The sequence below is a fragment of the Priestia aryabhattai genome, from assembly GCF_023715685.1.
Taxonomy (GTDB): Bacteria; Bacillota; Bacilli; order Bacillales; family Bacillaceae_H; genus Priestia; species Priestia aryabhattai_B.
In genome coordinates this window covers 35,762-60,396 of sequence record NZ_JAMBOQ010000007.1, presented here as the reverse complement: position 1 = coordinate 60,396, position 24,635 = coordinate 35,762, and the positions used below count along the sequence as shown (strand labels likewise).

Here is a 24,635-nt window from a genome sequence, read left to right as displayed (position 1 = left end):
CTTAGCCTTCATGTATTTTTCTTTCATTTCTTTTTATTTATTTTAAAAGGAGAATTCTCTTAATAGCAAAAAAAGACCATTCAATTCATCATGAATGGTCTTTTTAGAAAACTTATACGCTGACAATAAACTCATCATCTTTTACATCAACCGTCACTTGACTATAATCTTCAATTTGCCCTGCAATTAATTCTCTGGCAATTTTTGTTTCAATATATTTTTGAATAAATCTCTTTAAAGGGCGAGCTCCGTATACTGGATCAAACCCGGAGGCAGCAATATAATTCTTTGCTTCTTCTGTTAACGTTAACGAAATATGACGGTCGGATAAACGCTTTTCAAGCTGAAGCAATAGCTTATCAATAATCCCTTTTACTTCATGAACAGTTAGCGGTTTGAATAAAATCGTGTCGTCTACTCGATTTAAGAATTCTGGGCGAAAATGCTGTCTTAATTGAGCCATTACTTGCTCTCTGGCTTTTTCAGTAATCTCGCCTTCGCTTGTTAAACCGTCTAGTAAAAATTGAGAACCGATATTTGACGTCATAATAATGACTGTATTTTTAAAATCAATGACTTTTCCTTTTGAATCTGTCGCTCTTCCATCATCTAATATTTGAAGGAGCACGTTAAATACTTCGGGATGAGCTTTTTCAATTTCATCCAACAAAACGACTGAATAAGGCTTGCGTCTCACCGCTTCCGTTAGTTGTCCACCTTCTTCATATCCTACATAGCCTGGAGGAGCTCCTATAAGTCTAGAGACTGCATGCTTTTCCATGTACTCAGACATATCAATACGAACCATTTGTTCTTCACTATCAAATAAAGAATGTGCCAACGTTTTGGCTAGCTCCGTTTTTCCTACTCCGGTAGGTCCTAGGAAAATAAATGATCCAATCGGACGGTTCGGGTCTTTAATGCCTGCCCGTGCGCGAATCACGGCATCCGTAACTAAGGATACGGCTTCATCCTGTCCAATCACACGCTGCTGTAAAATTGACTCAAGCTTCAACAGCTTTTCTCTTTCCCCTTCAACTAGTTTCGATACCGGAATCCCCGTCCATCTTCCTACAATTTCAGCAATTTCTTCTTCTGTTACTTCTTCTCTTAACAAACGGTTTTCTTGTGCTTTTTCAGCAGCTGTTTCTTCCAGCTGTTTTAGTTCTTTTTCAAGAGCTGGAATGCGTCCGTGGCGAAGTTCAGCTGCTTTATTTAAATCATATTTCCCTTCAGCTTCTTCTAGGTCTCGCTTCGCTTTTTCAAGCTGCTCCCGTACATCTTGTACCGTTTGAATCGACTGCTTTTCTTTTTCCCACTGCAGCTTCATTATATCTGCACGTTCTTTTAAATCAGATACTTCTTTTCGAATTGCCTCTAACCTTGTGATGCTTGCTTGATCTGTTTCTTTACTTAATGCCGCTTCTTCAATTTCAAGCTGCATTACACGTCTTGTCACTTCATCTAATTCTGATGGCATGGAATCAATTTCTGTTCGAATGGTTGCGCATGCTTCATCAATTAAATCAATTGCTTTGTCAGGTAAAAAACGATCTGAGATATAACGATCAGACATAACCGCTGCTGAAACAATTGCTCGGTCATGAATGTTTACACCGTGATGAATTTCAAATCGTTCTTTTAAACCACGTAAAATAGAGATTGTATCTTCTACTGAAGGTTCTTCAACTAGCACCTGTTGAAAGCGTCTTTCAAGCGCTGGATCTTTTTCAATATACTGACGGTACTCATCAAGAGTTGTAGCTCCTATACAGTGAAGCTCTCCTCTAGCAAGCATTGGTTTTAAAATATTCCCTGCATCCATCGCTCCGTCCGTACGGCCTGCTCCAACGATTGTATGAAGTTCGTCAATGAACAACAGAATTTGACCATTGCTTTTCTTAACTTCTTGAAGAACAGCTTTTAAACGCTCTTCAAATTCTCCTCTGAACTTCGCTCCTGCTACTAAAGCTCCCATATCTAACGAAAAGATGGTTTTATCTTTTAATCCTTCAGGCACATCTCGGCGAACAATACGCTGTGCTAGGCCTTCAACAATCGCTGTTTTACCAACGCCAGGTTCTCCGATCAAAACAGGATTGTTTTTTGTTTTTCGCGATAAAATGCGGATAACGCGGCGAATTTCTCCATCTCGTCCAATGACTGGATCGATGTTCCCTGCTCGTACTTCTGCCACTAAGTCTCTTCCATATTTAGCTAACGCTTCATAAGTGACTTCCGGATTTTGGCTTGTAATTCGCTGATTCCCTCGAAGGCTAGTAAGCACATCTTGCAGGGCTTTTTTTGTTATACCGTGACTTGAAAATAACTTGCTATATTCACTAGAAGACGGTTCCTGTGCTAATGCTAAAAAGATGTGCTCAACTGAAACATAATCATCTTGCAGACGAGATGCTTCTTCTTGAGCTTTGACAAACAGCTGCTGAAGTTTATTTGTAATATAAACTTTCCCTGCTTCAGCACCACTTCCAGTGACAGCTGGTTTTTTTGCAAGCAATTGATTTACCTGCTGCTGAAAAGATTGATGATCTATATGTAAATGATCTAATATGCGAGGAGCAATACCATCTTGCTGATGAATGAGCGTATAAAGCAAATGAGCAATATCCACTTCCTGCTGATTTCGTTTAATAGCTTCGGACTGCGCTTCCATCACGCCTTCTTGCAATTTTTGGGTCATTTTATTTATATCCATTGAACATCCTCCTTCGATACATTTGACCTTTATTGACCTTTATTTCATTATAACCAGCGATGGGAAAACAAGTAAAGCCATTCAATTTAGAATGGCTTCTTTATTTTTTACTACTTAAGGCTTGCGCACGTATGTCCAGTGGCGATCATCGTTTGCCGTCTCTGGAAAACGCTCTCCTGCTTTTAATTTAACCTTTTGAGGATTATTTACGTTGCTTCCTGTTTCACCAATTTCAATATACACTCCGTTGTTAGGAGCTTTTTGACCCGGTGTGAAATGACGATTTTGTCCCATTGTCCTGCCTCCTCATTCCTGAAATGAAATGTTCTCCTATACTATTCCCTTAAGATTTCCGTTTCATAATGGAGATGTTTTCATATTAGGAAGAGAAAAAAGAGCAGACTTGTAGATCCGCCCTTTTGTATCAATGAGTAAACTTAATAGCTTTTTCGATTTCAGTTTCTCCAGCTAACATTTCAAACGTTTTGCCTATCGTAGCTTCTTCGTTTAGACATTCTACAAGCACGGTTGCTACATCTGCTCGAGGAATCGTCTGAGATTTATCTTGAATATCATTATTGATATCAATTTTCCCAGTAGCCTGATCATTAGATAAAGTTCCTGGTCGTACAATTGTGTACTGTAAATTAGACTGCTTTAAGTATTCATCCGCTATCGCTTTAGCACGCAAGTAAAGCTGTAAGCCTTCTGGTCTCTGTTCAGGTGCGTCTGTTCCCATTGAACTTAACATAACAAAGCGCTTCACACCTTGATTTTTTGCTTCATCAATGATATTTTTAGCACCGTTTTGATCTACAGCGATTGTCTTTTCGTCTCCCGTATGTCCTCCAGAACCTGCTGCAAATATGACAGCATCCATACCTCTTAAAGCATCTGAAACATCTTGCTCCAAGTCAGCAAGCACAACGTTAGCACCTAGCTTCTTTAATGCGTCTGTTTGCTTTTCGTCGCGAATCATCGCATAAGCTTCATGCTGCTTGCTGTTTACGACTTTTTCTACCACTTGTTTTCCCGTTGTTCCGTTTGCTCCAACAACTAATACTTTCATCATAAATCACCTTTCGTTCTGTTTAGTATACAATTGATGTTCCCTCAATTAATTCCCTTTAAACAAAAAACCCTTTCTGACATTCTCAGAAAGGGCTTTTCTCTTAAGCTAAAATGGCTTGCAGCAAAGCTTTTTGTACATGCATACGATTTCCAGCCTGCTGAAAGACAACAGAATTTGGTCCGTCAATAATGCTTGCTGTCACTTCTTCTTCACGATGCGCAGGCAAGCAGTGCAGAAATAAATAGTCTGACTTAGCATAGGCAGCTAGTTCATCATTTACTTGATAAGGAGCAAATATTTTCAAGCGTTTCTGTGCTTCTTCTTCCTGTCCCATACTTGTCCATACGTCTGCATAAATAGCATCGGCATTTTTTACAGCCTCTACAGGATCTTTTGTAATCGTAACCTTCGCACCTGTTTTAGCAGCTATTTCATTAACATAATCTGTTACAAAGTCTTTTGGCTCATATCCATCAGGGCATCCAATTGAAATATCTATACCCATTTTTGCACATGCAATCATTAACGAATGCGCTACATTATTTCCGTCTCCAACATAAGCTACTTTTAGCCCTTCGAATGATTTCTTGTGCTCGTAAATCGTTAATAAATCAGCTAGAGCCTGACAAGGATGGTAATCATCTGTCAAACCATTAATAACGGGAATGGATGCGTAGTCTGCAAGCTCTTCAATCTTGCTATGTTCAAACGTACGAATCATTATAGCATCGATGAATTCAGATAGTACGCGAGCTGTATCAGCAATCGTTTCTCCGCGTCCAATCTGTAAATCTTGGCTGCTTAAAAAAAGGGCGTTTCCTCCAAGCTGCATCATTCCCGCTTCAAATGAGACTCTTGTTCTTGTTGAAGATTTTTCAAAAATGAGACCCAGCGTTTTTCCTTTTAACGATGTTACGATTTCACCATTTTTATGCTTTTCTTTCAGCTCAATGGCGCTTTCCAAAAGTGACATAATATCGTCTGATGATAAATCTTTAAGCGTAAGCAAATCTTTTCCTTTTAAATTGGTATTTATCGATACTGTACTCATGATACTGTCACTTCCTTTTTAGTTTTTTGAAACCATTCTTGTAGTGATGAAACCTGATATTCATCCGCTTGAAACGATTGGAAAAATAGTGAAGCCGTTTCTGCCTCCGTCATTACCATCAAACCGTGTTTTAATGCTGACATACGGCTTTCTTTATCTTCAGGCTGTAAACTTACGTATAATAAAGCTTCTTTCGTTTTTACCCATTCACTAACCTCTTTGTCTTTAACAAGAGTTAAGCCTGCGCTTTGTACAAGTGCTTCAAGACCTTGCGCATCTCCGTTGATATACACTTCCGTAGCACCTTTTTTACTTAACACATACTGATGGAATACTTTTTTTGCTGCTTCTTCAATCGTTGAAGAAATCGCAATTCCTTCACCAGTTGACTTCATTTCTGGTCCAACAAGGGGATCGACTCCTGATAATTTACTTGTCGAAAATACTGGAAACTTAATAGTTGTGTAAGCTGGATCTGGCAATAAACCTAGCTTTTCACTAATTTCCGACAATGATTTCCCGAGCAATATTTGAGTTGATAGCGAAACAAGCGGTGTATTGCACACTTTGCTTACTACAGGCACTGTACGGCTGGCACGCGGATTAACTTCCAGCATATAGACCTCATCGTTGTAAATAACATATTGGATATTCATAATCCCTTTATATTGAAGTTTGTTTACAATTTTTTGAGCGTAGCTCACCATTTTTTCTTTATGTGCTTCTTCTACTGTTTTTGCTGGTAAAAGCGCATAACTGTCTCCTGAATGAACGCCGGCTTTTTCAATATGTTCAACGATTGTCGGAATCAACACATCATTTCCGTCTGCTACAACATCAATTTCTGCTTCTTTTCCAGGGAAGTAAGCATCAATAAGCATTGGAAAATGAGACGCTTTAATAGCGGGTAAACAAGCCTGCAGCTCTGTTTCGTTCTGAATTGTCAGCATTCCTTTTCCGCCAATCACGTAAGAAGGACGAATAAGTAATGGGAATCCCATATCTTTTGCTTTTTGTACAAGCTCTTTCTCATCTTTCGCCATTTCACCTGGGATATGCGGAATAGCACAGTCATCTAAGAGCTTATAAAACAGGTCACGATCTTCAAGTGCATCAATGACATCATTTGTAATACCTAATAAATTGACGCCAGCTTCTTCTAGACCTTTAACAAGTGAAATAGCAGTTTGACCTCCGTATTGAACAATTACATCCGTCACATTTTCAGCATCAAGAACATTTAATACATCTTCTACTGTTACAGGTTCAAAATATAAGCGATCTGCTACTTCAAAGTCCGTACTTACCGTTTCTGGATTGTTGTTAATTAAAATCGTTTCGTACCCTTCTTTTTCAAGAGCTAACACACCGTGTACAGAGCTGTAGTCGAATTCTACTCCTTGCCCGATACGAATTGGTCCAGAACCGATAATAGCAACTTTTTTATTGGTTGATGGTTCAATCTCGCTCTCACCGTAATAACTGGAGTAGAAATAAGCCGTAGAAGATTCAAACTCCGCTGCACATGTATCCACCATTTTATAACTCGGCGTAATATGTAGTGCTTTACGTTTCGCTCGCACTTCAAGCTCCGGCACATTCCACACGTTTGCTAGATAAGCATCTGTAAATCCATGCTCCTTCACTTGCTTGAAGTGTTCAGCTGTAATGGAATCAAAACGTCCTTCCTTTAAAGAGGCTTCCATTTTAATCAGCTGTGTAAAGTGTGTTAAATAGAAATAATCAATTTGCGTTACTTCATGAATATACTCAGGCGTTGTGCCGCGGCGTAAAAGCTCAAGGATAACAAAAATACGCTCATCGCTTTGTTCGCCAAGCTTGGTTTTTAATTCATCCGTTGAAAGTTCTTGCAGTTCTTCTACTTCTAATCCTTGTAAGTCAATTTCTAAAGAAGACAATGCCTTTTGAAAGCTACGTGTAAAGTTACGGTCAATAGCCATTACTTCTCCAGTTGCTTTCATTTGTGTACCAAGCGTTCTCTCGGCGTAGAAAAACTTGTCAAACGGCCATCTTGGAAATTTCACTACTACATAGTCAAGAGCAGGTTCAAAACTTGCATACGTGTCTCCTGTCACAGGATTCAATAACTCATGAAGCGTGTAGCCTACTGATAGCTTTGCAGCAATTTTAGCAATCGGATATCCAGTTGCTTTTGATGCAAGAGCAGACGAACGGCTCACACGCGGATTTACTTCAATTAGATAGTACTGCTTGCTTTTTGGATCAAGCGCAAACTGAATGTTGCAACCTCCAATAATGCCAAGCGATGAAATAATTTTAACTGAAGCGGAACGAAGCATTTGATATTCTACGTCTGTTAACGTTTGAGAAGGAGCAACGACTACCGAATCTCCAGTATGAACGCCTACCGGATCAATATTTTCCATATTACAAATTGTAATGCACGTATTGTTTACGTCACGCATAACCTCGTACTCAACTTCTTTAAATCCGGCGATGCTTTTTTCAATTAAGCATTGAGTAATAGCACTTTCACGCAAACCTGACGCTGAAAGTTTTTCAAGCTCTTCCATAGAATGAGCAATTCCTCCGCCCGTTCCGCCTAACGTATAAGCAGGACGTACAATAACAGGAAAACCAATTTTCTTGGCAAAAGCTAACGCTTCTTCTACTTTTGTGACAACTTCACTTTCCGGCACCGGTTCATTCAGTTCATTCATCAATGCGCGGAACTCTTCACGGCTTTCACCTTTTTTGATTGATTCAATCGGTGTCCCTAAAAGTTTCACATCGTATTTTGGCAAAATGTTTTGTTCATGAAGCTCAAGGGCTAAGTTTAAACCCGTCTGTCCGCCTAATGTGGCTAACAAACCATCTGGCTTTTCTTTAGCAATAATTTTCTCTACGCAGTCTACTGTTAATGGTTCAAAATATATTCGATCTGCTACGTGAGTGTCTGTCATAATCGTAGCTGGATTATTATTGATTAAGATAACTTCATAACCTTCTTCTTTTAATGACAAGCATGCCTGAGTTCCTGAATAATCAAATTCTGCTGCTTGCCCAATTACGATTGGTCCTGAGCCAATTACTAAAATCTTTTTTAATGTTTGGTCTTTAGGCATATACTTTTCCGCTCCCTACTTGCTGTACTTTCTTCATAAATTCATCAAAGATATACGTGCTGTCACTTGGTCCAGGATGTGCTTCTGGATGATATTGAACTGACATAACAGGAAGGTCTTTATGCATTAAACCTTCAACCGATCCGTCATTCACATTTTTAAATCGAACGTTTAACGGCGTAGACGTAACCGTCTGTTCATCTACTACATAGCTATGGTTTTGAGACGTCATACACACTTTGTTATTCGTTAAATCAATTACAGGCTGATTAGCTCCTCGGTGACCAAACGTCAGCTTTTTGGTTTGTGCTCCAAAAGCGAGCCCAATTAACTGATGGCCAAAACAAATTCCCAAAGTTGGATAAGCTGAAATAATTGCCTTTAGTTCATCCAGCTGACTGCTCACTTGAGTTGGATCTCCAGGTCCGTTTGATAAGACAATTCCATCCGGCTGCAGCTCTTTTACTTTTGAAAGGCTGGTAGAATACGGAACAACCGTTACTTTGCACTCTCGATTTAACAGCTCTTGTAAAATTGATTTTTTATATCCAAAGTCCATTAATACAACGTGTTTCTCACCGTTCCCGTAAGTAACAGGCTCTTTTGTTGATACTTCTTTTACCACATATCCATCGCATTCAGCCGTAAATGCTGGTAGTTCAGCAGATGCCGAAAAGGCAGATTGCATCGTACCTTCTTTTCGAATTCGTTTTACGACCGCTCTCGTATCCACATGTGTAATAAGCGGAATGTTCCATTTCTTTAAATATTGTTTAAAGCTGTACATGGCTTCGTAATGGAACCCTTCATCTGAACATTCGTATACGACAACGCCTGCTACGTGAGGCTTTTTGCTTTCATAATCTTTTTCATTGATACCATAGTTCCCAATCAAAGGGTACGTAAAAACGATAATTTGATCTTTGTAAGATGGATCAGTCACAACTTCTTGATAACCAGTCATTCCAGTAAAGAAAACAATTTCTCCTTCTGCCTGGTGCGTTGCTGTATGTTCAATGTGTCCGGCAAACGAATCGCCGTTTGCTAAGTGTAAATATCCGTTCATTGTGCATCCCTCTTCGAATAATTATTTATAAAACAGAATTTTTATACAAATATATTCAAAAAAATTTGTATTATGAAGTAATTTTTGTTTGGCTAAACGCTTCTTCAATGATATGAATCGCTTGGTCCAACTCTTCTTTTGTTACAGTTAAAGGCGGCAGCAATCGTACTACATGCGGTCCTGCTCCCAGTGCTAGCAATCCTTTTTCACGCATAGCTGCAAGCAATGCCGACTGATGTTCTCCGCATTCAATTCCAATCATAAAGCCTTTTCCACGAACATCCGTTACAAATGAATAATCTGCTACGCTATTTTTCAAAGCGTTGGTAAAGTAAAGGCTTTTTTCTCTAACCTCTGCCAAAAATGCTTCATTAAAAATAATGTTTAAGGTTGCTTTGGCTGAAGCTAAAGCAATTGGATTTCCTCCAAATGTTGTTCCGTGAGTACCAGGTCCAAACGCTTCTTTGAGATAGCCTTTTCCAATCATCGCACCAACCGGCATTCCGCTTCCTAACCCTTTAGCCGCTGTAATAATGTCTGGTGACACGTTAAAATGCTGATAGGCAAATGGTTTTCCTGTTCTGCCGATTCCAGTTTGCACTTCATCGACTATAAAGAGTGCTTTATGCTTTTTACACAGCTCTTGAATGGTTAACAAAAATGCTTCGGTTCCTGGAACCACTCCGCCTTCTCCTTGAATGATTTCCACCATAATTGCTGCTACGGTGTCGTCCATTTCCCGTTTTAATGCTTCTTCATCATTGTATGGGACATAAACAAACTCATTAACAAGAGGACCGAAGCCATCATGAATTTTTGCCTGCCCTGTAGCTGTCATTGTAGCAAATGTACGTCCATGAAATGATTTTGTAAAAGTAATAATTTTGTGTTTTTGTGTGTACTTGCGCGCTAATTTAATCGCAGCTTCGTTGGCTTCTGCACCGCTGTTACAGAAAAATACTGCATCACCGTTTGAATGTTCCGCAAGCTTACCTGCTACGTCTTCTTGAATAGATTGATGAAATAAATTTGACACGTGCCAGACTTTATTTAACTGCTCTTCGACCGCTTTTTGAACATCAGGATGACGATGACCTACATTACAAACAGCGATACCTGAAATAAAATCTAAATATTCATTTCCTTTGTTATCTATTAATTTTGTTCCTTGCGCCTCTTCCACATGGATATCAAACCGTTGATATGTTGGAAACAATGCACTCATCGCTATCTTCTCCACCTTTTCCATTATATTTAATTGCTGTACCAATCATATTTCCTTCCTTGTCTAAAAATCCGTCAATTCCGCTAATAATATGAACTTCTTCAAGTAAAGAAGATAAAGCATTTACCGCTGATGTCACTTTCGGAATCATTCCGCCGTAAATTACTTTTTCTTCAATAAGTGCATCAATCTCTGACTTTGTAAGTTCAGGAAGCAAGGTTCCATCCTTTAGCACTCCTTTTACATCCGTTACAAACATCAGCTTTTCAGCATTTACTGCTTGTGCGACTGCTCCGGCCGCCACGTCAGCGTTAATATTATAACTATTACCTTCTTCATCTGCTCCAATGGAAGAAATAACTGGGATATACTGACTGTCAGTTAATTGCTTTAATAATGTATCGTTTACACCTTTTACTTCTCCAACGTAACCTAGACGTTCAACATCAATAGCCTCTGCTTTAAGCAATAATCCATCAATTCCTGATAATCCTACCGCTTTTAAATTCGCTTTTTGTAGATCTTTTACAAGCTGCTTATTAACCTTGCCTGCTAATACCATAGTCACAACTTCTAATGCTTCTTTGGACGTTTTTCGAAGCCCATCCACAAATTCTGTTTCAATGTGAAGTTTGGTAAGAGTATCTTGAATATCAGGTCCACCTCCGTGCACGACAATGATCTGATATCCACTCGCTTTTAACTGCTGAATACTTTCAAAAAAAGCGCTTGTTAACTGATTGACAATGCTGCCTCCGCATTTTACAACGACGATTTTTTCATTGCTCATTTTACTCTCTCCTTACGTTCGATAACTGGCATTGATTTTGACATAATCGTAAGTCAAATCGCAGCCCCACGCTTTGCCAATTCCACTTCCTTGCTGTAAGTCAACATAGACTTCAACCGTATCATTTTCTAAATAAGCCTTTGCCTCTTCTTCACTAAATGAAACAGGCTGGCTGTTTTCTAACATCTGAATATTACCTAACGAAACATTCACTGTTTCAGGATTAAGCGCTACTCCGCTGTAGCCAACTGAACAAATAATTCGTCCCCAATTGGCATCGGCTCCATACATTGCCGTTTTCACTAAGTTCGAGCCCACAATTTGTTTAGCAATCACATTTGCTTCTTCGTTTGTATGAGCACCAGATACGTTTACTTCAATTAGTTTTGTTGCCCCTTCACCGTCACGTGCAATTTGTTTGGCTAAATCTTCACACGTCAAGCGCAGTGCTTCATAAAATGAAGTCCATTCAGGATGATTTGATGTAAGCGATTTGTGATCAGCTTTTCCATTTGCTAAAACAACAACCATATCATTGGTTGACGTATCACCATCCACTGTAATTTGATTAAAGCTTTTATTTGTAATAGAACGCAGCGCATCTTGTAGCACTGAAGCTTCAACCTTGGCATCCGTTGTTATAAAGCTAAGCATCGTAGCCATATTTGGGTGAATCATGCCTGATCCTTTCGCTGTGCCGCCAATTGTAACCGTTTTGCCATCAATTTTTGTTTCATAGCAAGCAGACTTCATCACTGTATCTGTTGTTAAAATAGCCGTTTGAAATTCTTCTGCTTTTTCTTTGTTCGCCGAAGGACTTAATAACCCAATGCCTTTCACGATTTTTTTCATATCTAGAAGCTCTCCAATTACCCCTGTAGAAGCTACCGCTACATGATGAGGTAGAATATTAAGCTTTTCTGCACATGTATTTCGCATTTGGTATGCATCTTTTAATCCTTGTTCTCCAGTACATGCATTTGCACATGCGCTGTTCACAATGATAGCTTGCAGCTTCTGTTCCACTGCTACACTTTCTTTTGTAACGGCTAAAGGCGCTGCTTGGAAGGCATTAAGCGTGTAAACGGCTGCGCAATTAGCTGGCACATCGCTTACAATAACTCCTAAATCTTTTTTAGCATAGCGTAAACCAGCGTGAACGCCATCTGCTGAAAAACCTAGCGGCGTTACAATTGTACCGTTCTCTATTTTCTTTATCTTTTCTTTAGTTTGTTTAACCGTAATCACTATACGTTCCCTCCTGCTTTTATCGTGATTAGTGATGCTATGCTTTTATGGGAAGACAGGCAGTAACCCAATACCCGTTTGCTGTTCAAACCCCATCATTATATTGGCATTTTGAATGGCCTGACCGGCTGCCCCTTTAACTAAGTTATCAATGACAGAAACAATGGTGACACGCTTTGTTCGTTCGTCAAATGCAATACCAATATCACAATAATTTGATGCACTTACTTCCTTAGTAGACGGAAATTCACCAGCGCTTCGAACGCGAACGAACGGAGAGTTTTGATATGTATCTACATATAGCTGATGAAGCTCTTGTACTGAGCTCTCTTCAGAAAGTTCAGCGTATATAGTACTCATAATCCCTCGCGTCATTGGAACTAAGTGCGTACTGAACGTAACATGACCGATTTCCTCATCCCACTTTTCTAAAATAGATTCGATTTCTGGGATATGCTGATGCTGATTTACTTTGTATATTTTCATATTTTCATTGATTTCAGCATAGTGAGCAATTTGCGAAAGACCGCGTCCTGCTCCTGAGATTCCGGACTTTGCATCAATGATAATAGAGTTTGATTTCACCATTTTTTTACTAACGAGGGGAGCTAGCCCAAGCAGTGTAGCTGTTGGATAACAACCCGGGTTCGCAACAAACGTACTGTTTTCAACTTCTTCTGCAAACCATTCTGATAATCCATACACAGATTGTTGTAAAAACGCTTCGGCTGCGGCAGGCTTTTTGTACCATTTTTCATAAAGCGCTTCTGTTTTTAATCTAAAATCTCCAGATAGATCTACCACTTTTATTCCTTCTTCTATTAATTGAGGTACAAGTTTGCTAGAAACACCGGACGGAGTTGCTGTAAACACTAAATCTAATTCTTTAGCCATGTTCGTAGGGTTTATATCTTGCAGCGTATATACAGTATTAGAAAGGTGAGGATAAACTTCTGCTAGTTCCATCCCATCCTGAGAAGATGAATAAACTGCATAAACATGAAAATGTGGGTGATTCGCTAACAAACGAATCAGTTCTACTCCTCCATACCCTGTTGCTCCAACAATTCCTACCTTGTATTCTTTCATTTTAAAACTCCTTTTTCCACGTATCTATTTGAATTATTTATCATTATAATACCGTATAAAAATAAAATCAAATGAATATTTAAAAAATCCAACACTTTATTCTATATTTTTAAACATTTTTATTTATTCATCATTTTTTATTTTTATAACTAACTTTCTATTTTTCACAGAAATTGTTCACAGATACTTTTGGAAAACACTGGTTGTTTTTGTGTATAATGATAGTAACGATAAAAATCATCCGTATGACATTCTTTTCATACGGCTAGTGGACGTACAGCATATACAGACTGTTCTAACTTAATAGATTATAAGTAACAGTCGCAAAAATTTTAATTAAAAGGTGATAACATGATGAACATCACAACGGATTGTTTTTCAAATGAGCTGCAGCAATTTTTTATGAACTTTGATCATAAAATCCCGTTTAAAAAAGGTGACTTTCTCTTTCAAGAAGGTTCGACTTCAACCCATTTATTTTTTATTACGTCGGGGGCCGTGCAAGTAGGTAAAGTGACGCCGGAAGGACGCGAACTGACGCTTCAACTGGCGAGTTCAGGAGACTTAGTCGGGGAAGTCATGCTGTTTTGCGGATCTACTCCCCATATGCTTCAAGCAAAAGCCATTGAACCTTGTACGGCAATCAGTATTCAAAAACGGGTGTTAGAAAACGAACTAGCACAATACCCTGCTCTTTCTATGGAATACATGAAGTGGATGGGACTACAAATTAAGCGAATGCAGACAAAGTTTAGAGACTTAATTCTAAATGGAAAAAAAGGAGCTCTCTACTCTACTCTTATTCGCATGTCCAATAGTTTTGGGGTAATGAAGCCAAATGGTATTTTATTAAACGTAACTTTGACAAATCAAGAAATCGCCAATCTATGCGGGACATCTCGAGAAGTGGTCAATCGCATGCTCGCTGAGTTGCGAAAAAACGAAGTGATTTCAATGGCAGATGGAAAAATTATCATTCATAAGCTCTCTTTCTTAAGAAAAGAAATAGACTGCGAGGACTGCCCTGTAGAATTGTGCAGAATTGAATAAGAAAAAAGCCATCGTTGATGGCTTTTTTTATTGAACACCTAATGCAATTTTAGCGTAGCGCGTCATGCGATCTTTATCCCATGGCGGATTAAATGTGATATTCACTTCTACATTTTCTACTTCTTCAAGCGAAATTAATTGTTTTTTCACTTGTTCTCCAATCACACCAGCTAGCGGGCAGCCGATGGAAGTTAACGTCATCGTAACGATGACCGTGTTGTTCTCTTCCATTTCTACACCGTACACTAAGCCTAAATTTACGATATCAACGCCAAGCTCTGGATCAATCACTTCTTCTAGTGATTCCATGATTTTATCTTCTAACTGTTTCTCCACATTCATTCTCCTTTCCTTTACTTCCGTAATTATCTTCACGTATTAAATATACCCTGAAACAATTTATCATAAGCAATCAATAATAACTATGACTTACACCGTAACAAGACAGTTTTTACATGTCAATCGTTCTGCTTTTCTCATGAGGAAAAGTTGTGTAAAATATGGGAATACAAGCATGAATATTGGTAGAATTCAATATAATCGTATAACTACTTCAATTTAAAAGGAGCCTATATGAGAAACGATCAACACTTAATTGCATTAGATCTGGATGGAACATTATTAACGAATGAAAAAACCATTTCACCTAAAACAAAACGAGTATTAGAAAAAGCCAAACAAGAAGGCCATGTGGTGATGATTGCCACTGGAAGACCTTATCGTTCCAGTGCTATGTACTACAGCGAATTAGATTTATCCACGCCTATCGTAAACTTTAATGGAGCGCTTGTTCATCATCCCCTTCAGCCTAATTTTGGCACGCATCACGAACCTTTAAACCGAAGCACTGTTCACGAGATTGTGACGGCTATGCAAGACTATCGCATCAACAACATCATGGCGGAAGTGCAAGATGATGTATATCTTCATTTTGAAGATCGAAAATTAATGGATGTACTTAGCCTAGGGGATCCTAAATTACAAACAGGTGATTTGCGTCACACGCTGCAGCACGATCCAACGTCTATTTTAATTCATGCAGATGAAGAACATGTACAAGATATACGCTCTCACCTTTCAGATGTTCATGCAGAAGTACTAGAGCACAGACGCTGGGGAGCACCTTGGCATGTGGTTGAGATTGTAAAAAAAGGACTTAATAAAGCGGTAGGCCTTGAGCGCGTAGCTAATCATTATCAAATTCCACGCGAACGAATTATTGCGTTTGGAGATGAAGACAATGATTTTGAAATGATTAAATTTGCAGGACATGGAATCGCCATGGAAAATGGTATTAGCGAATTAAAACAGCTAGCGCGTGAAGTAACAAAATCTAATGAAAATGATGGTATTGCTTATTATTTGGAAAAAACGTTAAATTTATAACTTAGCTTTTTTTGAAAAGCAAGGTAAATTTTTATCGCTATCATTTTTTTTATTTAGCACACACTATAACCGACACTTCTTAAGGTGTCGGTTTTATTTATATTACGAGGAGGAATTTATGATGGGCAGAGGCAATCGATCAAAACGTTTTGTGAAACAAGGTGCAGACGCAGTTCAAAAACATGATGAACGAATTCCTTATCATATGACTATGGCGGAGGCAGAAGCATTTCAAGCTCAGCAGCGCCAAACTCCTCATGGAGGACAGTAACTTATGAAAAATTCACTTTTTGGTCAAGTAAAAGATGCTATTCGAAATGCAGTATCCGGTCACTCAGACGATCATCTTCACCGTCAAAAGCACGGCAACGGTGAGCTTGATATTTCAGAAGGCGTATTAAATATTATTGCTTCTAACGCCTCTCCACAGGAGCAAGAACAATTGAAGCAATTCCAAAATTCATTACATCAAGCGTATCATACAGATGGAGAATCACATTCACAAGAGAAAAGCGCAGATATTACGTCGGATACGCTGTCTCATATCGTTCAGAATGCGTCTCCAGAAGAGAAGGCTCAGCTAGAACAGCTTCAAAACACTTTAGAAGGCGGTCATTCTCACGCTCACGGTGAAGCTCACACGTCCAGTGAGAGCGTTGCAGCTGATATATTGTCTCATGCACAGCAAAATGCTTCACCTGAAGAAAAGAGCCAGCTAGAACAGCTTCAAAGTACTTTAGAAGGCGGTCATTCTCACGCTCACGGTGAAGCTCACACGTCTAGTGAAAACGTGGCAGCTGACATGCTGTCTCATGCACAGCAAAATGCTTCACCTGAAGAACAAAATCAGCTTCAGCAGCTTCAGAATACATTAGGAGCTGCTGGTCAAAATCAGCAACCGTCTCAGGCTCATATGTCTGCAGCTTCTGATGAAAACATTGCAGCTGATATGCTGTCTCATGCACAGCAAAATGCTTCACCTGAAGAACAAGCTCAGCTTCAAGAGCTTTCTAATGACTTAAAAGGTACACATTAATACAAAGGGTCCAGGTAATTAATACCTGGACCCTTTTTAATCCTTGCGAAACAAACCAAAGATTCCCGTTGTCTGAACGATATTGGTAAATGCCTTAGGATCTACCTCTTTAATCACTCGTTCCAAGTCAAATAATTCATATCTAGTCAAAACAATCATTAGCATTTCTTTATCTTCGTTTGTGAAACCGCCTTTAGCCGGTACCGCCGTAATCCCTCGCACGAGTTTGGCGTGAATCGCCTTTCTTAGCTCCACTCCTTTTTTCGTTACGATCATCGCTGTGAGTTTGACATGACGCGTATGAATAACATCAATGACGCGAGTTGTCGTATAAAGCGTCACAAGCGTATAGAGTGACTTCTCAGCACCATATAAAAGACCTGCTAGCACGATAATAATTGCATTTAATATGAACATATAAGTGCCAATTGGTCGGTCTTTTACTCGAGACAAAATCAGGGCAATAATATCGAGCCCACCAGTTGAAGCTCCAAATTTCAATGTAATTCCTACCCCTACTGCTAAAATAACGCCGCCAAAAACTGCGTTAAGGATGATGTCCTTAGAAAGTGCTTGAATAGGAATAATGCCAAGAAACAAAGTTGTTGCAGCAACGCTGATAAAGCTGTAAACAGTAAATGATTTTCCAACTTTTTTCCATCCTAAAATAGTTACAGGAATATTTAACAACAACAGCAGTACTCCAGTGGAAATAGTAAAAGGGGTGTAATCTGTCACGATACTCGAAACAAGCTGTGCTACTCCCGTAAAGCCGCTCGAATATACATTAGCAGGTATCAAAAACAAGTTGAGCGCAAGCGCATTCAATAATGCTCCTACCAAGACGACTATCGCTTTTTTTGTTTCAAGCCACATATTCAAATGACCAACCTCCGCTTTTTTAAAACTTCTTAATCTCTTATATCCATTTATAAAATGAATAAAGTCAGCATTTTTAAAATAGTTAGTACATATAGTATGTACGATTTGACAGAATTAAAAAAACTTATTCAAAAATTGTATTTTCCTCAAAGTGCTTATACACTAATACTATGTCGTATATAACGCTTCTCAATGTGTATACATCAAACTCATTTAATGTTCTATAAATGCAATTAGGAAGGTGACATTTATGTCAATTAAACTTTTAACCGATAGTGCAAGCGATTTGCCTTTATCCTTTTTTCAAGAAAATAACGTTGGCTTTTTACCGCTTCGCGTAAGCTTGGATAACCAAGAATATTTAGATCTACAAACTATTGAACCAGCTTCTGTCTACGAAGCCATTCGTAAAGGCAAGATGCCAAAAACGTCTCAAGCGGCTCCAACTACTATGTATGAAGTCTTTGAGAACATAGCTAAATCAGGTGATTCGTGCATTTATTTAGCATTTTCTTCTGAATTGTCCGGTACATATCAAACAGCAATGATGATTCGAGAAGAACTCCTAGAAAAATATCCCGATTTTCAATTAGAAATAATCGATACGAAATGTGCATCTCTTGGCCAGGGAGTAGTTACTTATTATGCTGCACAATTATTACACCAAAACCTCTCACTAGTAGAGATAACAGAAAAAATAAAACAATATGCTCTGCATATGGAACATATTTTTACGGTTGATGACTTAGATTTTCTTGCTCAAGGAGGCCGCGTGAGCAAAGCTTCTGCTTTTGTAGGAGGTCTGCTTAATATTAAGCCGTTGCTTCATGTGGAAGATGGAAAATTGATCCCAATCGAAAAAATCCGCGGCCGTAAAAAAGTCTTCAAACGCATGCTTGACATAATGGAAGAGCGAGGAAAAAGCCTCTCTTCTCAAACCATTGGAATTAGCCATGGAGATGATTTAGAAACAGCTCTTCAGCTGAAAGAGATGATTCAAGAACGTTTTGGAACCAAGTATTTTATTATTAATATTATTGGTGCAGCCATAGGTTCTCACTCTGGTCCAGGGACGATTGCGGTGTTCTTTTTGAACGAAACCATCGAATAATTTAAAAAGATGAGGGCATTCTAAAGATACGATAAAAAAGGGGTGTATCTGAATGCCAAAAACAAGCGATAACGATAAAAAAGCAAAAGATAATAACGCAAAGCTTCACGAAAAGAATCTTCAAGCTAAACATAACCGTGAGCTTGGAAAACATTCATTTTCTAAAAAAACTGATCACTTATAAAAAGAAGCCGCTGAATTTTCAGCGGCTTCTCCTTTTAGTTTTCTTCTTTTTTAAAATATGTCCATCCTTCTTCTTGATAAACTTTTCCTTCTTTCATCAGTTTACCAAGCGCACGTTTGAACGCAGCTTTACTCATATTAAAGCGCTCACGAATATCTTCTGGATAGCTTTTATCCCAAAATGGCATAACGCCACCGCGACTTTCCATGTAATCGTATAGTACTTGTGCATCTTCATCCATGCTTTCTTGCTTGCGCGGAAGAAGCGATACGTTTAGCGTTCCGTCTTCTTTTACATTAATTACGCGGCCGGTTACATACGTACCAAGCTTTGGTTCTTTACGTCTTTCGCTTTCATGAATAAATCCAACATACCCTTCATCTGTCATAATAAATGAACCTACGCGCAGTACGCGATAGATATATCCGCTCACTTCACGATTAAAAAGTTCGGGTGGAGCATCTAATGCCATCGCTTTCATCACATCATCTGTAGCAATTTTTCCGTACATCTTACCGCGCTTTGAAATCTTCATCGTACAGTAGACCTTGCTTCCGACTTCTGGCCACAGATCTTCTAGCGCAGGTAAGTCTGTTGAACCAATTAACATATCTTTGTTCATGCCGATATTTACAAACACGCCTAAATCTGGATTAACATCTACGACCTCAACCCACTCATAGACACCTTCTTCCACAAGGGGTAAGTGCATTGTTGCCGTTAAGCGGTCATGCTGATCAAGGTATAGAAAAACTTCTACTTCTTCTCCTTCAGCAAGTTCTCTTGTTGTTTCATTTTTATGTAGCAAAATTTCTTCTTCACCTTCTGCTAACATATAACCAATCGGCGTTTCCCGGTTTACTGTTAAATACGCTTTCATCCCAGCTTCTACATTCATCGTTCTATCCATCCTTTATATAAATTAGTAGTGATTGTTCCTTCACCACATACCTTCTCACTTTGCATCGAACAGCATTTTAAATTTCAAATCGACTTAAATACATGCATTGTTTAAAAAAGCTACTTCTATAGCTTACAACAAAAAGCATAACTTGTATTGTATCAATTACCGCCCCTCTATTCAATATCAGTTGTATACAGTTTGTGTTTTATTTATAATAAAAGAACAAACTCTTTACACATGGAGGTTATTATGGCTAAAGATAGTTCATTTGACATTGTGTCACAAGTCGATTTATCAGAGGTAACGAACGGCATTACCATGGCAACAAAAGAAATTAAAACCCGCTACGATTTTAAAGGCAGTAAAAGTGAAATCTCGCTCGAAAACGAAGAGCTTGTTCTTATTTCTGATGATGAATTTAAGCTTGAACAGTTAAAAGATGTACTGATTTCCAAGCTCATTAAACGCGGCGTACCTACACGCAATATCTCATACGGAAAAATTGAGAATGCTTCTGGAGGAACGGTTAGACAACGCGCCAAGTTAATTCAAGGTATCGACAAAGACAACGCTAAAAAGCTAAATACCATTATTAAAAATACCGGTTTAAAAGTAAAAAGCCAAATTCAAGATGATCAGCTTCGCGTAAGCGGTAAAAATCGTGATGACCTGCAGCAAATTATTTCAGCAATTCGCAGCGCTGATTTACCTATTGACGTACAATTTATTAATTACCGCTAAAAAATGGATGCCCCCGGCATTCATTTTTTCTTTCAAAGCCTTTTTTTATTCGTTCAGACTTATCCCCATGCATAGATACACATTCTTAACAAATACTAGTATACGCTTACATACTCATATTAATTAAGGAGTGTATACCAATGAATCAAAATCAAAATCAAAACTTCCCTCCTCAACATCAGCAAACTCAGCCAGGTATTGAGAAAGATATGCATCCAATCCCTACCTCTATCGCTCCAGACTATAAGGAAAGCGGAAAATTACAGAACAAAGTAGCTGTTATCACAGGAGGAGACAGCGGCATTGGACGTTCTGTCGCTTATCATTACGCTAAAGAAGGCGCAAATATTGTCGTAACCTATCTTAATGAACATGATGATGCAAATGAAACCAAAAAACAAGTTGAACGAATGGGGGCTTCTTGTTTGTTGCTTGCTGGTGACATAGGAGATGAACATTTTTGTCAAGAAGTCATCTCAAAGGCCATTCAGACTTTCGGAAAAATAGACATCTTAGTCAATAATGCAGCTGAACAGCATCCTCAAAAAAGTATTACGGATATCACGACTGAACAGCTTACCCGTACGTTTCAAACGAATATTTTTTCAATTTTTCATTTAACCAAAGCTGCATTGCCTCATTTAAAACAAGGAAGCTCTATTATTAATACAACGTCTGTGACAGCTTACCATGGACATGATCAGCTGATTGATTACTCTTCAACCAAGGGTGCTATCGTTGCTTTTACACGTTCTTTATCAGCTTCGCTCGCAACAAAAGGCATTCGCGTAAACGGCGTAGCTCCGGGACCCATTTGGACACCTCTTATTCCCTCTACGTTCGACGAACAGCAAGTTGCAACATTTGGATCTAATACACCTATGAAACGGGCAGGACAGCCTTCTGAGCTCGGACCGGCCTATGTATATTTGGCAAGTTCTGATTCTTCTTATATGTCCGGGCAAGTTCTGCACATTAATGGGGGATCCATTGTAAACGGATAATATTTCTCTTCGGTCATTCATTTATTTTTATGTGAAAACACTATCAGAATTCAGCTATTTTTGTTTAAATAGAGATATGAACACCGCTAAAGGAGAGTATTTGAATGACCGATACATTAAGCACTCTTAAACATATATACGAAACCATTTTAAATAAAGTCGATGCCGGTATCCATGCAGTCGATGAAACAGGAAAAACCATTATTTACAATGAAAAGATGACAAAGATGGAGCTGATGGATGAACAAGACGTTTTACATAAAAACTTGTTAGATGTGTTTATGTTCAAAGAAAATCAGCAAAGCACGCTTGTACAGGCGCTGCAAAAAGGAAAAGAAACGGTTAACGTCAAGCAAACGTATTTCAACAATCAAGGACAAGAAATCACGACGATTAATAATACCTTCCCTATTTTAAAAGATGGGGTCATTCAAGGAGCGGTTGAAATTGCTCAGGACGTTACGAAACTAGAGCGTCTAATCCGGCAAAACATTAGGCAAAAAGGAAACACACGCTTTACGTTTGATAGCATTATCGGAAACAGTCAAGCCGTTCACGCTGTTATTGAAGACGCCAAGCGCGCAACTAGAACTCCTTCTTATGTCTTAATTATTGGAGAAACAGGCACGGGGAAAGAACTGTTTGCTCAAAGTATACATAATGGCAGCATCCGCTCTTCTGCTCCTTTTATTTCACAAAACTGTGCTGCGCTACCGGATAATTTAATTGAAAGCCTTTTGTTCGGTACGAAACGCGGAGCTTTTACAGGTGCAATGGATAATCCTGGTCTTTTCGAACAAGCGCAAGGAGGCACATTACTACTAGATGAAATCAACTCGTTAAACCCAAACCTGCAGGCTAAGCTTCTTCGAGTTCTGCAAGAAAAAACCGTACGAAGAATTGGGGATACAGTGGACAAACCGGTTAACGTTCGAGTCATCGCGAACATGAATGAAGATCCAATCGATGCGATTGCAGAAAATCGATTACGCAAAGACTTGTATTATCGACTTGGCGTCGTGACGCTTTTTATTCCTCCTCTTCGTGAACGAAAAGAAGATATTATTGAATTAACAAAGTTTTTTATCAAAAAATACAATGATTTGTTTCAGATGAATGTAAAAACCGTAGATCACCAAGTCATGTCTTCTTTTCTCTCTTATGACTGGCCAGGGAACGTACGGGAATTAGAACACATTATTGAAGGTGCAATGAACTTGGTAATGGATGAAGATGTTATTCACTATTCTCACCTTCCTTTCCAATACAGAACGAAGTTTCAGCTAAAGCAGCATGAACATTTTGAAAATAAAGCAAGCAATGAAGCACCTTCTTATCCAAGCGCTTTTCACCCTTCTCTTCCTTTAAAAGAGCAGCTTTTAGCGTTCGAAGCAGAATGTATTAAACAAACGCTTGAACAACATAACCACAACATCTCAAAAAGTGCTAAGATACTAGGGCTGACCAGACAAAGCTTGCAGTATCGTATGAAACGATTAAACATCCGCTCTAAATAAAAAAGAAGTGCACAGTGCACTTCTTTTTTATTTTGCTTTATAAACCGGTGAATCCGATTGTTTTTGATTAATATTTCTCTTGATTCCTACGTGATAATACATGTAGAGTACAATAATTAAAGGGACCCCGCAGTAAAGACCAATTCGTTGATCCGGAATAAAAATTAAGCTGATTAATACAAGTCCATACAAACAAAAACCTAGAATAGGAACGAACGGATAAAGCGGTGTTTTAAATTTCAGCTCCCTTATGTCTCCTCCTTCCGCTAAAAAACGACGGCGGAACATAAATTGAGAGGCACAAATGGACATCCAAACAATAATGGTCACCATTCCTGAAATCGAAATAAACCAAAGATATACCGTTTCAGCAGCCACGACGCTTGTAATCAACGAGCACCCTGAAATAATCATCGTCACAATTAACGCGTTAATTGGAACACCTTTTGAAGATAATTTCTTCAAAGGTTTTGGCCCCATGTTGCTGTTTGACAGTGACCAAAGCATACGAGAAGCAGCATAAACTCCGGAGTTCGCCACTGATAACACGGCTGTTAAAATTACAAAATTCATGATATCCGCTGCGTATGGAATGCCAATTTGATCTAACACGGCAACAAACGGACTTTCAATGACTCCTGCTGTTTTATATGGAAGAATAGAGACTAAAACAAACATAGCTAACACAAAGAAAAACAGCGTTCTCCAAATGACGTTTCGAATGGATCTCGGCAACGTTTTCTCAGGGCTTTCACTTTCTCCTGCTGCAATGCCGACAAGCTCCGTTCCTTGAAACGAAAAGTTAACCGTTACTAAAGTCAATAGAACTGCCAGTATTCCATTTGGAAAAAGACCTGCGCCTTGGGTGAAATGCGAAAGAAACGGTGCAGGTTCTCCTCCTTTAAAGTCGATAAAACCAAAAACAGCAGCTCCTCCAATTAAAATAAATAGAATAATAGCCGTAACTTTAATACTCGAAAACCAAAATTCAGTTTCAGCATAGCTTCGAGCAGAAAGAGCGTTAATTAAAAACGTAATGACGCCAAAAATTAAGCACCATGACCATACAGGTACATCAGGAAACCACCTCTGCATTAAAATTCCTGCTGACGTAAATTCAAGCCCTGTCGTATTTGCCCAGCTGAACCAGTACAGCCATCCAATCATAAAGCCTGTAGAAGGTCCTAAAAACTTTGTCGCGTATTCTTGAAAGGAACCTGAAACCGGCATCGCTACCGCTAGCTCTCCTAAACAAAGCATAACTAAGTACATAAGGAAGCCACCTATTATATAAGCAAGAATGGCTCCTCCTGGCCCTGCCTGGCTAATAGTAAAACCCGAACCTAAAAATAGTCCTGTCCCAATAACGCCTCCTAACGCAATCATAAATAAATGTCTGCTTTTCATTGTTCTCTGTAATTGGTTTTGTTCTGTATGTCTATTCATCAGTACCTCC

Annotated in this window: 23 protein-coding genes; 9 read left to right on the top strand and 14 right to left on the bottom strand. The window is 38.8% G+C overall.

The window, feature by feature from the left end:
• Positions 1–112: 112 nt before the first annotated feature.
• The 10 genes from clpB to argC all read right to left on the bottom strand — a co-directional run bounded on the left by clpB (position 113) and on the right by argC (position 13,364).
• A complete protein-coding gene (gene clpB, locus M3225_RS23925) occupies positions 113–2,716 on the bottom strand; it encodes an ATP-dependent chaperone ClpB (protein WP_251398576.1) in 2,604 nt (867 codons plus the stop codon).
• 114 nt (positions 2,717–2,830) lie between these two features.
• Positions 2,831–3,010, bottom strand: coding sequence for a YjzC family protein (locus M3225_RS23920; protein WP_153253005.1), 180 nt, complete (start codon positions 3,008–3,010; stop codon positions 2,831–2,833).
• A 130-nt stretch (positions 3,011–3,140) separates the two neighbouring features.
• Positions 3,141–3,785, bottom strand: a complete 645-nt coding sequence (locus M3225_RS23915; RefSeq protein ID WP_251398573.1) for an SDR family oxidoreductase — start codon at positions 3,783–3,785, stop codon at positions 3,141–3,143.
• 103 nt (positions 3,786–3,888) lie between these two features.
• Entirely contained in the window at positions 3,889–4,839 is a 951-nt protein-coding gene (argF, locus tag M3225_RS23910) for an ornithine carbamoyltransferase (RefSeq protein WP_251398571.1), read from the bottom strand.
• Positions 4,836–7,946 carry a carbamoyl phosphate synthase large subunit gene (locus M3225_RS23905; protein ID WP_251398568.1) on the bottom strand — a complete coding sequence of 1,037 codons (3,111 nt, stop codon included), beginning with the start codon at positions 7,944–7,946 and terminating at the stop codon, positions 4,836–4,838. Before M3225_RS23905 ends, argF begins: the two co-directional genes overlap by 4 nt.
• Complete coding sequence (locus tag M3225_RS23900) at positions 7,939–9,012, bottom strand: carbamoyl phosphate synthase small subunit (RefSeq protein ID WP_251398565.1); 1,074 nt, start codon at positions 9,010–9,012, stop codon at positions 7,939–7,941. Before M3225_RS23900 ends, M3225_RS23905 begins: the two co-directional genes overlap by 8 nt.
• Positions 9,013–9,082: 70 nt before the next feature.
• Complete coding sequence (locus tag M3225_RS23895) at positions 9,083–10,237, bottom strand: acetylornithine transaminase (RefSeq protein ID WP_251398562.1); 1,155 nt, start codon at positions 10,235–10,237, stop codon at positions 9,083–9,085.
• Positions 10,203–11,027 (bottom strand): acetylglutamate kinase, encoded by an 825-nt coding sequence (gene argB, locus M3225_RS23890; protein ID WP_251398559.1) that lies wholly within the window; start codon positions 11,025–11,027, stop codon positions 10,203–10,205. Before argB ends, M3225_RS23895 begins: the two co-directional genes overlap by 35 nt.
• Positions 11,028–11,039: 12 nt before the next feature.
• Positions 11,040–12,275 carry a bifunctional ornithine acetyltransferase/N-acetylglutamate synthase gene (argJ, locus tag M3225_RS23885; protein ID WP_251398556.1) on the bottom strand — a complete coding sequence of 412 codons (1,236 nt, stop codon included), beginning with the start codon at positions 12,273–12,275 and terminating at the stop codon, positions 11,040–11,042.
• Between the two features lie 45 nt (positions 12,276–12,320).
• Positions 12,321–13,364 (bottom strand): N-acetyl-gamma-glutamyl-phosphate reductase, encoded by a 1,044-nt coding sequence (gene argC, locus M3225_RS23880; protein WP_251398555.1) that lies wholly within the window; start codon positions 13,362–13,364, stop codon positions 12,321–12,323.
• A gap of 351 nt (positions 13,365–13,715) precedes the next feature.
• On the opposite strand from argC, the gene M3225_RS23875 reads away from it, so the two are divergent.
• Positions 13,716–14,414, top strand: a complete 699-nt coding sequence (locus M3225_RS23875) for a Crp/Fnr family transcriptional regulator (protein WP_251398552.1) — start codon at positions 13,716–13,718, stop codon at positions 14,412–14,414.
• Positions 14,415–14,441: 27 nt separating this feature from the next.
• Here M3225_RS23875 and M3225_RS23870 read toward each other — a convergent pair whose 3' ends face one another.
• Positions 14,442–14,750: a metal-sulfur cluster assembly factor gene (locus tag M3225_RS23870; protein ID WP_013081729.1), complete on the bottom strand. Its 309-nt coding sequence runs from the start codon at positions 14,748–14,750 to the stop codon at positions 14,442–14,444.
• A 237-nt stretch (positions 14,751–14,987) separates the two neighbouring features.
• Here M3225_RS23870 and M3225_RS23865 point away from each other — a divergent pair, with 237 nt between their 5' ends.
• The 3 genes from M3225_RS23865 (at position 14,988) to M3225_RS23855 (ending at position 16,836) form a co-directional block, all read left to right on the top strand.
• Positions 14,988–15,800, top strand: coding sequence for a Cof-type HAD-IIB family hydrolase (locus M3225_RS23865; RefSeq protein WP_251398549.1), 813 nt, complete (start codon positions 14,988–14,990; stop codon positions 15,798–15,800).
• Positions 15,801–15,921: 121 nt separating this feature from the next.
• The gene (locus M3225_RS23860; RefSeq protein WP_013081728.1) at positions 15,922–16,071 is read left to right on the top strand and encodes a hypothetical protein; all 150 of its coding nucleotides are present in this window, start codon (positions 15,922–15,924) and stop codon (positions 16,069–16,071) included.
• Between the two features lie 3 nt (positions 16,072–16,074).
• Entirely contained in the window at positions 16,075–16,836 is a 762-nt protein-coding gene (locus M3225_RS23855) for a DUF3813 domain-containing protein (RefSeq protein WP_251398546.1), read from the top strand.
• A 36-nt stretch (positions 16,837–16,872) separates the two neighbouring features.
• On the opposite strand, the gene M3225_RS23850 is transcribed toward M3225_RS23855, so the two are convergent.
• Positions 16,873–17,712, bottom strand: a complete 840-nt coding sequence (locus M3225_RS23850; RefSeq protein ID WP_025749916.1) for a YitT family protein — start codon at positions 17,710–17,712, stop codon at positions 16,873–16,875.
• A gap of 256 nt (positions 17,713–17,968) precedes the next feature.
• Here M3225_RS23850 and M3225_RS23845 point away from each other — a divergent pair, with 256 nt between their 5' ends.
• Both M3225_RS23845 and M3225_RS23840 read left to right on the top strand, forming a co-directional pair.
• Complete coding sequence (locus tag M3225_RS23845) at positions 17,969–18,829, top strand: DegV family protein (protein ID WP_251398543.1); 861 nt, start codon at positions 17,969–17,971, stop codon at positions 18,827–18,829.
• A 52-nt stretch (positions 18,830–18,881) separates the two neighbouring features.
• Complete coding sequence (locus M3225_RS23840; RefSeq protein ID WP_013055378.1) at positions 18,882–19,013, top strand: DUF3941 domain-containing protein; 132 nt, start codon at positions 18,882–18,884, stop codon at positions 19,011–19,013.
• A 34-nt stretch (positions 19,014–19,047) separates the two neighbouring features.
• On the opposite strand, the gene M3225_RS23835 is transcribed toward M3225_RS23840, so the two are convergent.
• Positions 19,048–19,911: a CvfB family protein gene (locus M3225_RS23835; protein WP_251398540.1), complete on the bottom strand. Its 864-nt coding sequence runs from the start codon at positions 19,909–19,911 to the stop codon at positions 19,048–19,050.
• A 255-nt stretch (positions 19,912–20,166) separates the two neighbouring features.
• On the opposite strand from M3225_RS23835, the gene M3225_RS23830 reads away from it, so the two are divergent.
• The 3 genes from M3225_RS23830 to M3225_RS23820 all read left to right on the top strand — a co-directional run bounded on the left by M3225_RS23830 (position 20,167) and on the right by M3225_RS23820 (position 23,179).
• Positions 20,167–20,658 (top strand): YajQ family cyclic di-GMP-binding protein, encoded by a 492-nt coding sequence (locus tag M3225_RS23830; RefSeq protein WP_013055376.1) that lies wholly within the window; start codon positions 20,167–20,169, stop codon positions 20,656–20,658.
• 140 nt (positions 20,659–20,798) lie between these two features.
• The gene (locus tag M3225_RS23825; RefSeq protein WP_251398535.1) at positions 20,799–21,662 is read left to right on the top strand and encodes an SDR family oxidoreductase; all 864 of its coding nucleotides are present in this window, start codon (positions 20,799–20,801) and stop codon (positions 21,660–21,662) included.
• Between the two features lie 104 nt (positions 21,663–21,766).
• Positions 21,767–23,179: a sigma-54 interaction domain-containing protein gene (locus M3225_RS23820; RefSeq protein WP_251398532.1), complete on the top strand. Its 1,413-nt coding sequence runs from the start codon at positions 21,767–21,769 to the stop codon at positions 23,177–23,179.
• Between the two features lie 27 nt (positions 23,180–23,206).
• Here M3225_RS23820 and M3225_RS23815 read toward each other — a convergent pair whose 3' ends face one another.
• Positions 23,207–24,625, bottom strand: coding sequence for an amino acid permease (locus M3225_RS23815; protein WP_251398511.1), 1,419 nt, complete (start codon positions 24,623–24,625; stop codon positions 23,207–23,209).
• Positions 24,626–24,635 lie beyond the last annotated feature (10 nt).

Excerpts from the sequence above, each read along its gene's own strand:
- clpB (WP_251398576.1), bottom strand. The coding sequence starts at position 2,716 with ATGGATATAAATAAAATGACCCAAAAATTGCAAGAAGGCGTGATGGAA.
- M3225_RS23920 (WP_153253005.1), bottom strand. The coding sequence starts at position 3,010 with ATGGGACAAAATCGTCATTTCACACCGGGTCAAAAAGCTCCTAACAAC.
- M3225_RS23915 (WP_251398573.1), bottom strand. The coding sequence starts at position 3,785 with ATGAAAGTATTAGTTGTTGGAGCAAACGGAACAACGGGAAAACAAGTG.
- argF (WP_251398571.1), bottom strand. The coding sequence starts at position 4,839 with ATGAGTACAGTATCGATAAATACCAATTTAAAAGGAAAAGATTTGCTT.
- M3225_RS23905 (WP_251398568.1), bottom strand. The coding sequence starts at position 7,946 with ATGCCTAAAGACCAAACATTAAAAAAGATTTTAGTAATTGGCTCAGGA.
- M3225_RS23900 (WP_251398565.1), bottom strand. The coding sequence starts at position 9,012 with ATGAACGGATATTTACACTTAGCAAACGGCGATTCGTTTGCCGGACAC.
- M3225_RS23895 (WP_251398562.1), bottom strand. The coding sequence starts at position 10,237 with ATGAGTGCATTGTTTCCAACATATCAACGGTTTGATATCCATGTGGAA.
- argB (WP_251398559.1), bottom strand. The coding sequence starts at position 11,027 with ATGAGCAATGAAAAAATCGTCGTTGTAAAATGCGGAGGCAGCATTGTC.
- argC (WP_251398555.1), bottom strand. The coding sequence starts at position 13,364 with ATGAAAGAATACAAGGTAGGAATTGTTGGAGCAACAGGGTATGGAGGA.
- M3225_RS23875 (WP_251398552.1), top strand. The coding sequence starts at position 13,716 with ATGATGAACATCACAACGGATTGTTTTTCAAATGAGCTGCAGCAATTT.
- M3225_RS23865 (WP_251398549.1), top strand. The coding sequence starts at position 14,988 with ATGAGAAACGATCAACACTTAATTGCATTAGATCTGGATGGAACATTA.
- M3225_RS23860 (WP_013081728.1), top strand. The coding sequence starts at position 15,922 with ATGGGCAGAGGCAATCGATCAAAACGTTTTGTGAAACAAGGTGCAGAC.
- M3225_RS23855 (WP_251398546.1), top strand. The coding sequence starts at position 16,075 with ATGAAAAATTCACTTTTTGGTCAAGTAAAAGATGCTATTCGAAATGCA.
- M3225_RS23850 (WP_025749916.1), bottom strand. The coding sequence starts at position 17,712 with ATGTGGCTTGAAACAAAAAAAGCGATAGTCGTCTTGGTAGGAGCATTA.
- M3225_RS23845 (WP_251398543.1), top strand. The coding sequence starts at position 17,969 with ATGTCAATTAAACTTTTAACCGATAGTGCAAGCGATTTGCCTTTATCC.
- M3225_RS23840 (WP_013055378.1), top strand. The coding sequence starts at position 18,882 with ATGCCAAAAACAAGCGATAACGATAAAAAAGCAAAAGATAATAACGCA.
- M3225_RS23835 (WP_251398540.1), bottom strand. The coding sequence starts at position 19,911 with ATGAATGTAGAAGCTGGGATGAAAGCGTATTTAACAGTAAACCGGGAA.
- M3225_RS23830 (WP_013055376.1), top strand. The coding sequence starts at position 20,167 with ATGGCTAAAGATAGTTCATTTGACATTGTGTCACAAGTCGATTTATCA.
- M3225_RS23825 (WP_251398535.1), top strand. The coding sequence starts at position 20,799 with ATGAATCAAAATCAAAATCAAAACTTCCCTCCTCAACATCAGCAAACT.
- M3225_RS23820 (WP_251398532.1), top strand. The coding sequence starts at position 21,767 with ATGACCGATACATTAAGCACTCTTAAACATATATACGAAACCATTTTA.
- M3225_RS23815 (WP_251398511.1), bottom strand. The coding sequence starts at position 24,625 with ATGAATAGACATACAGAACAAAACCAATTACAGAGAACAATGAAAAGC.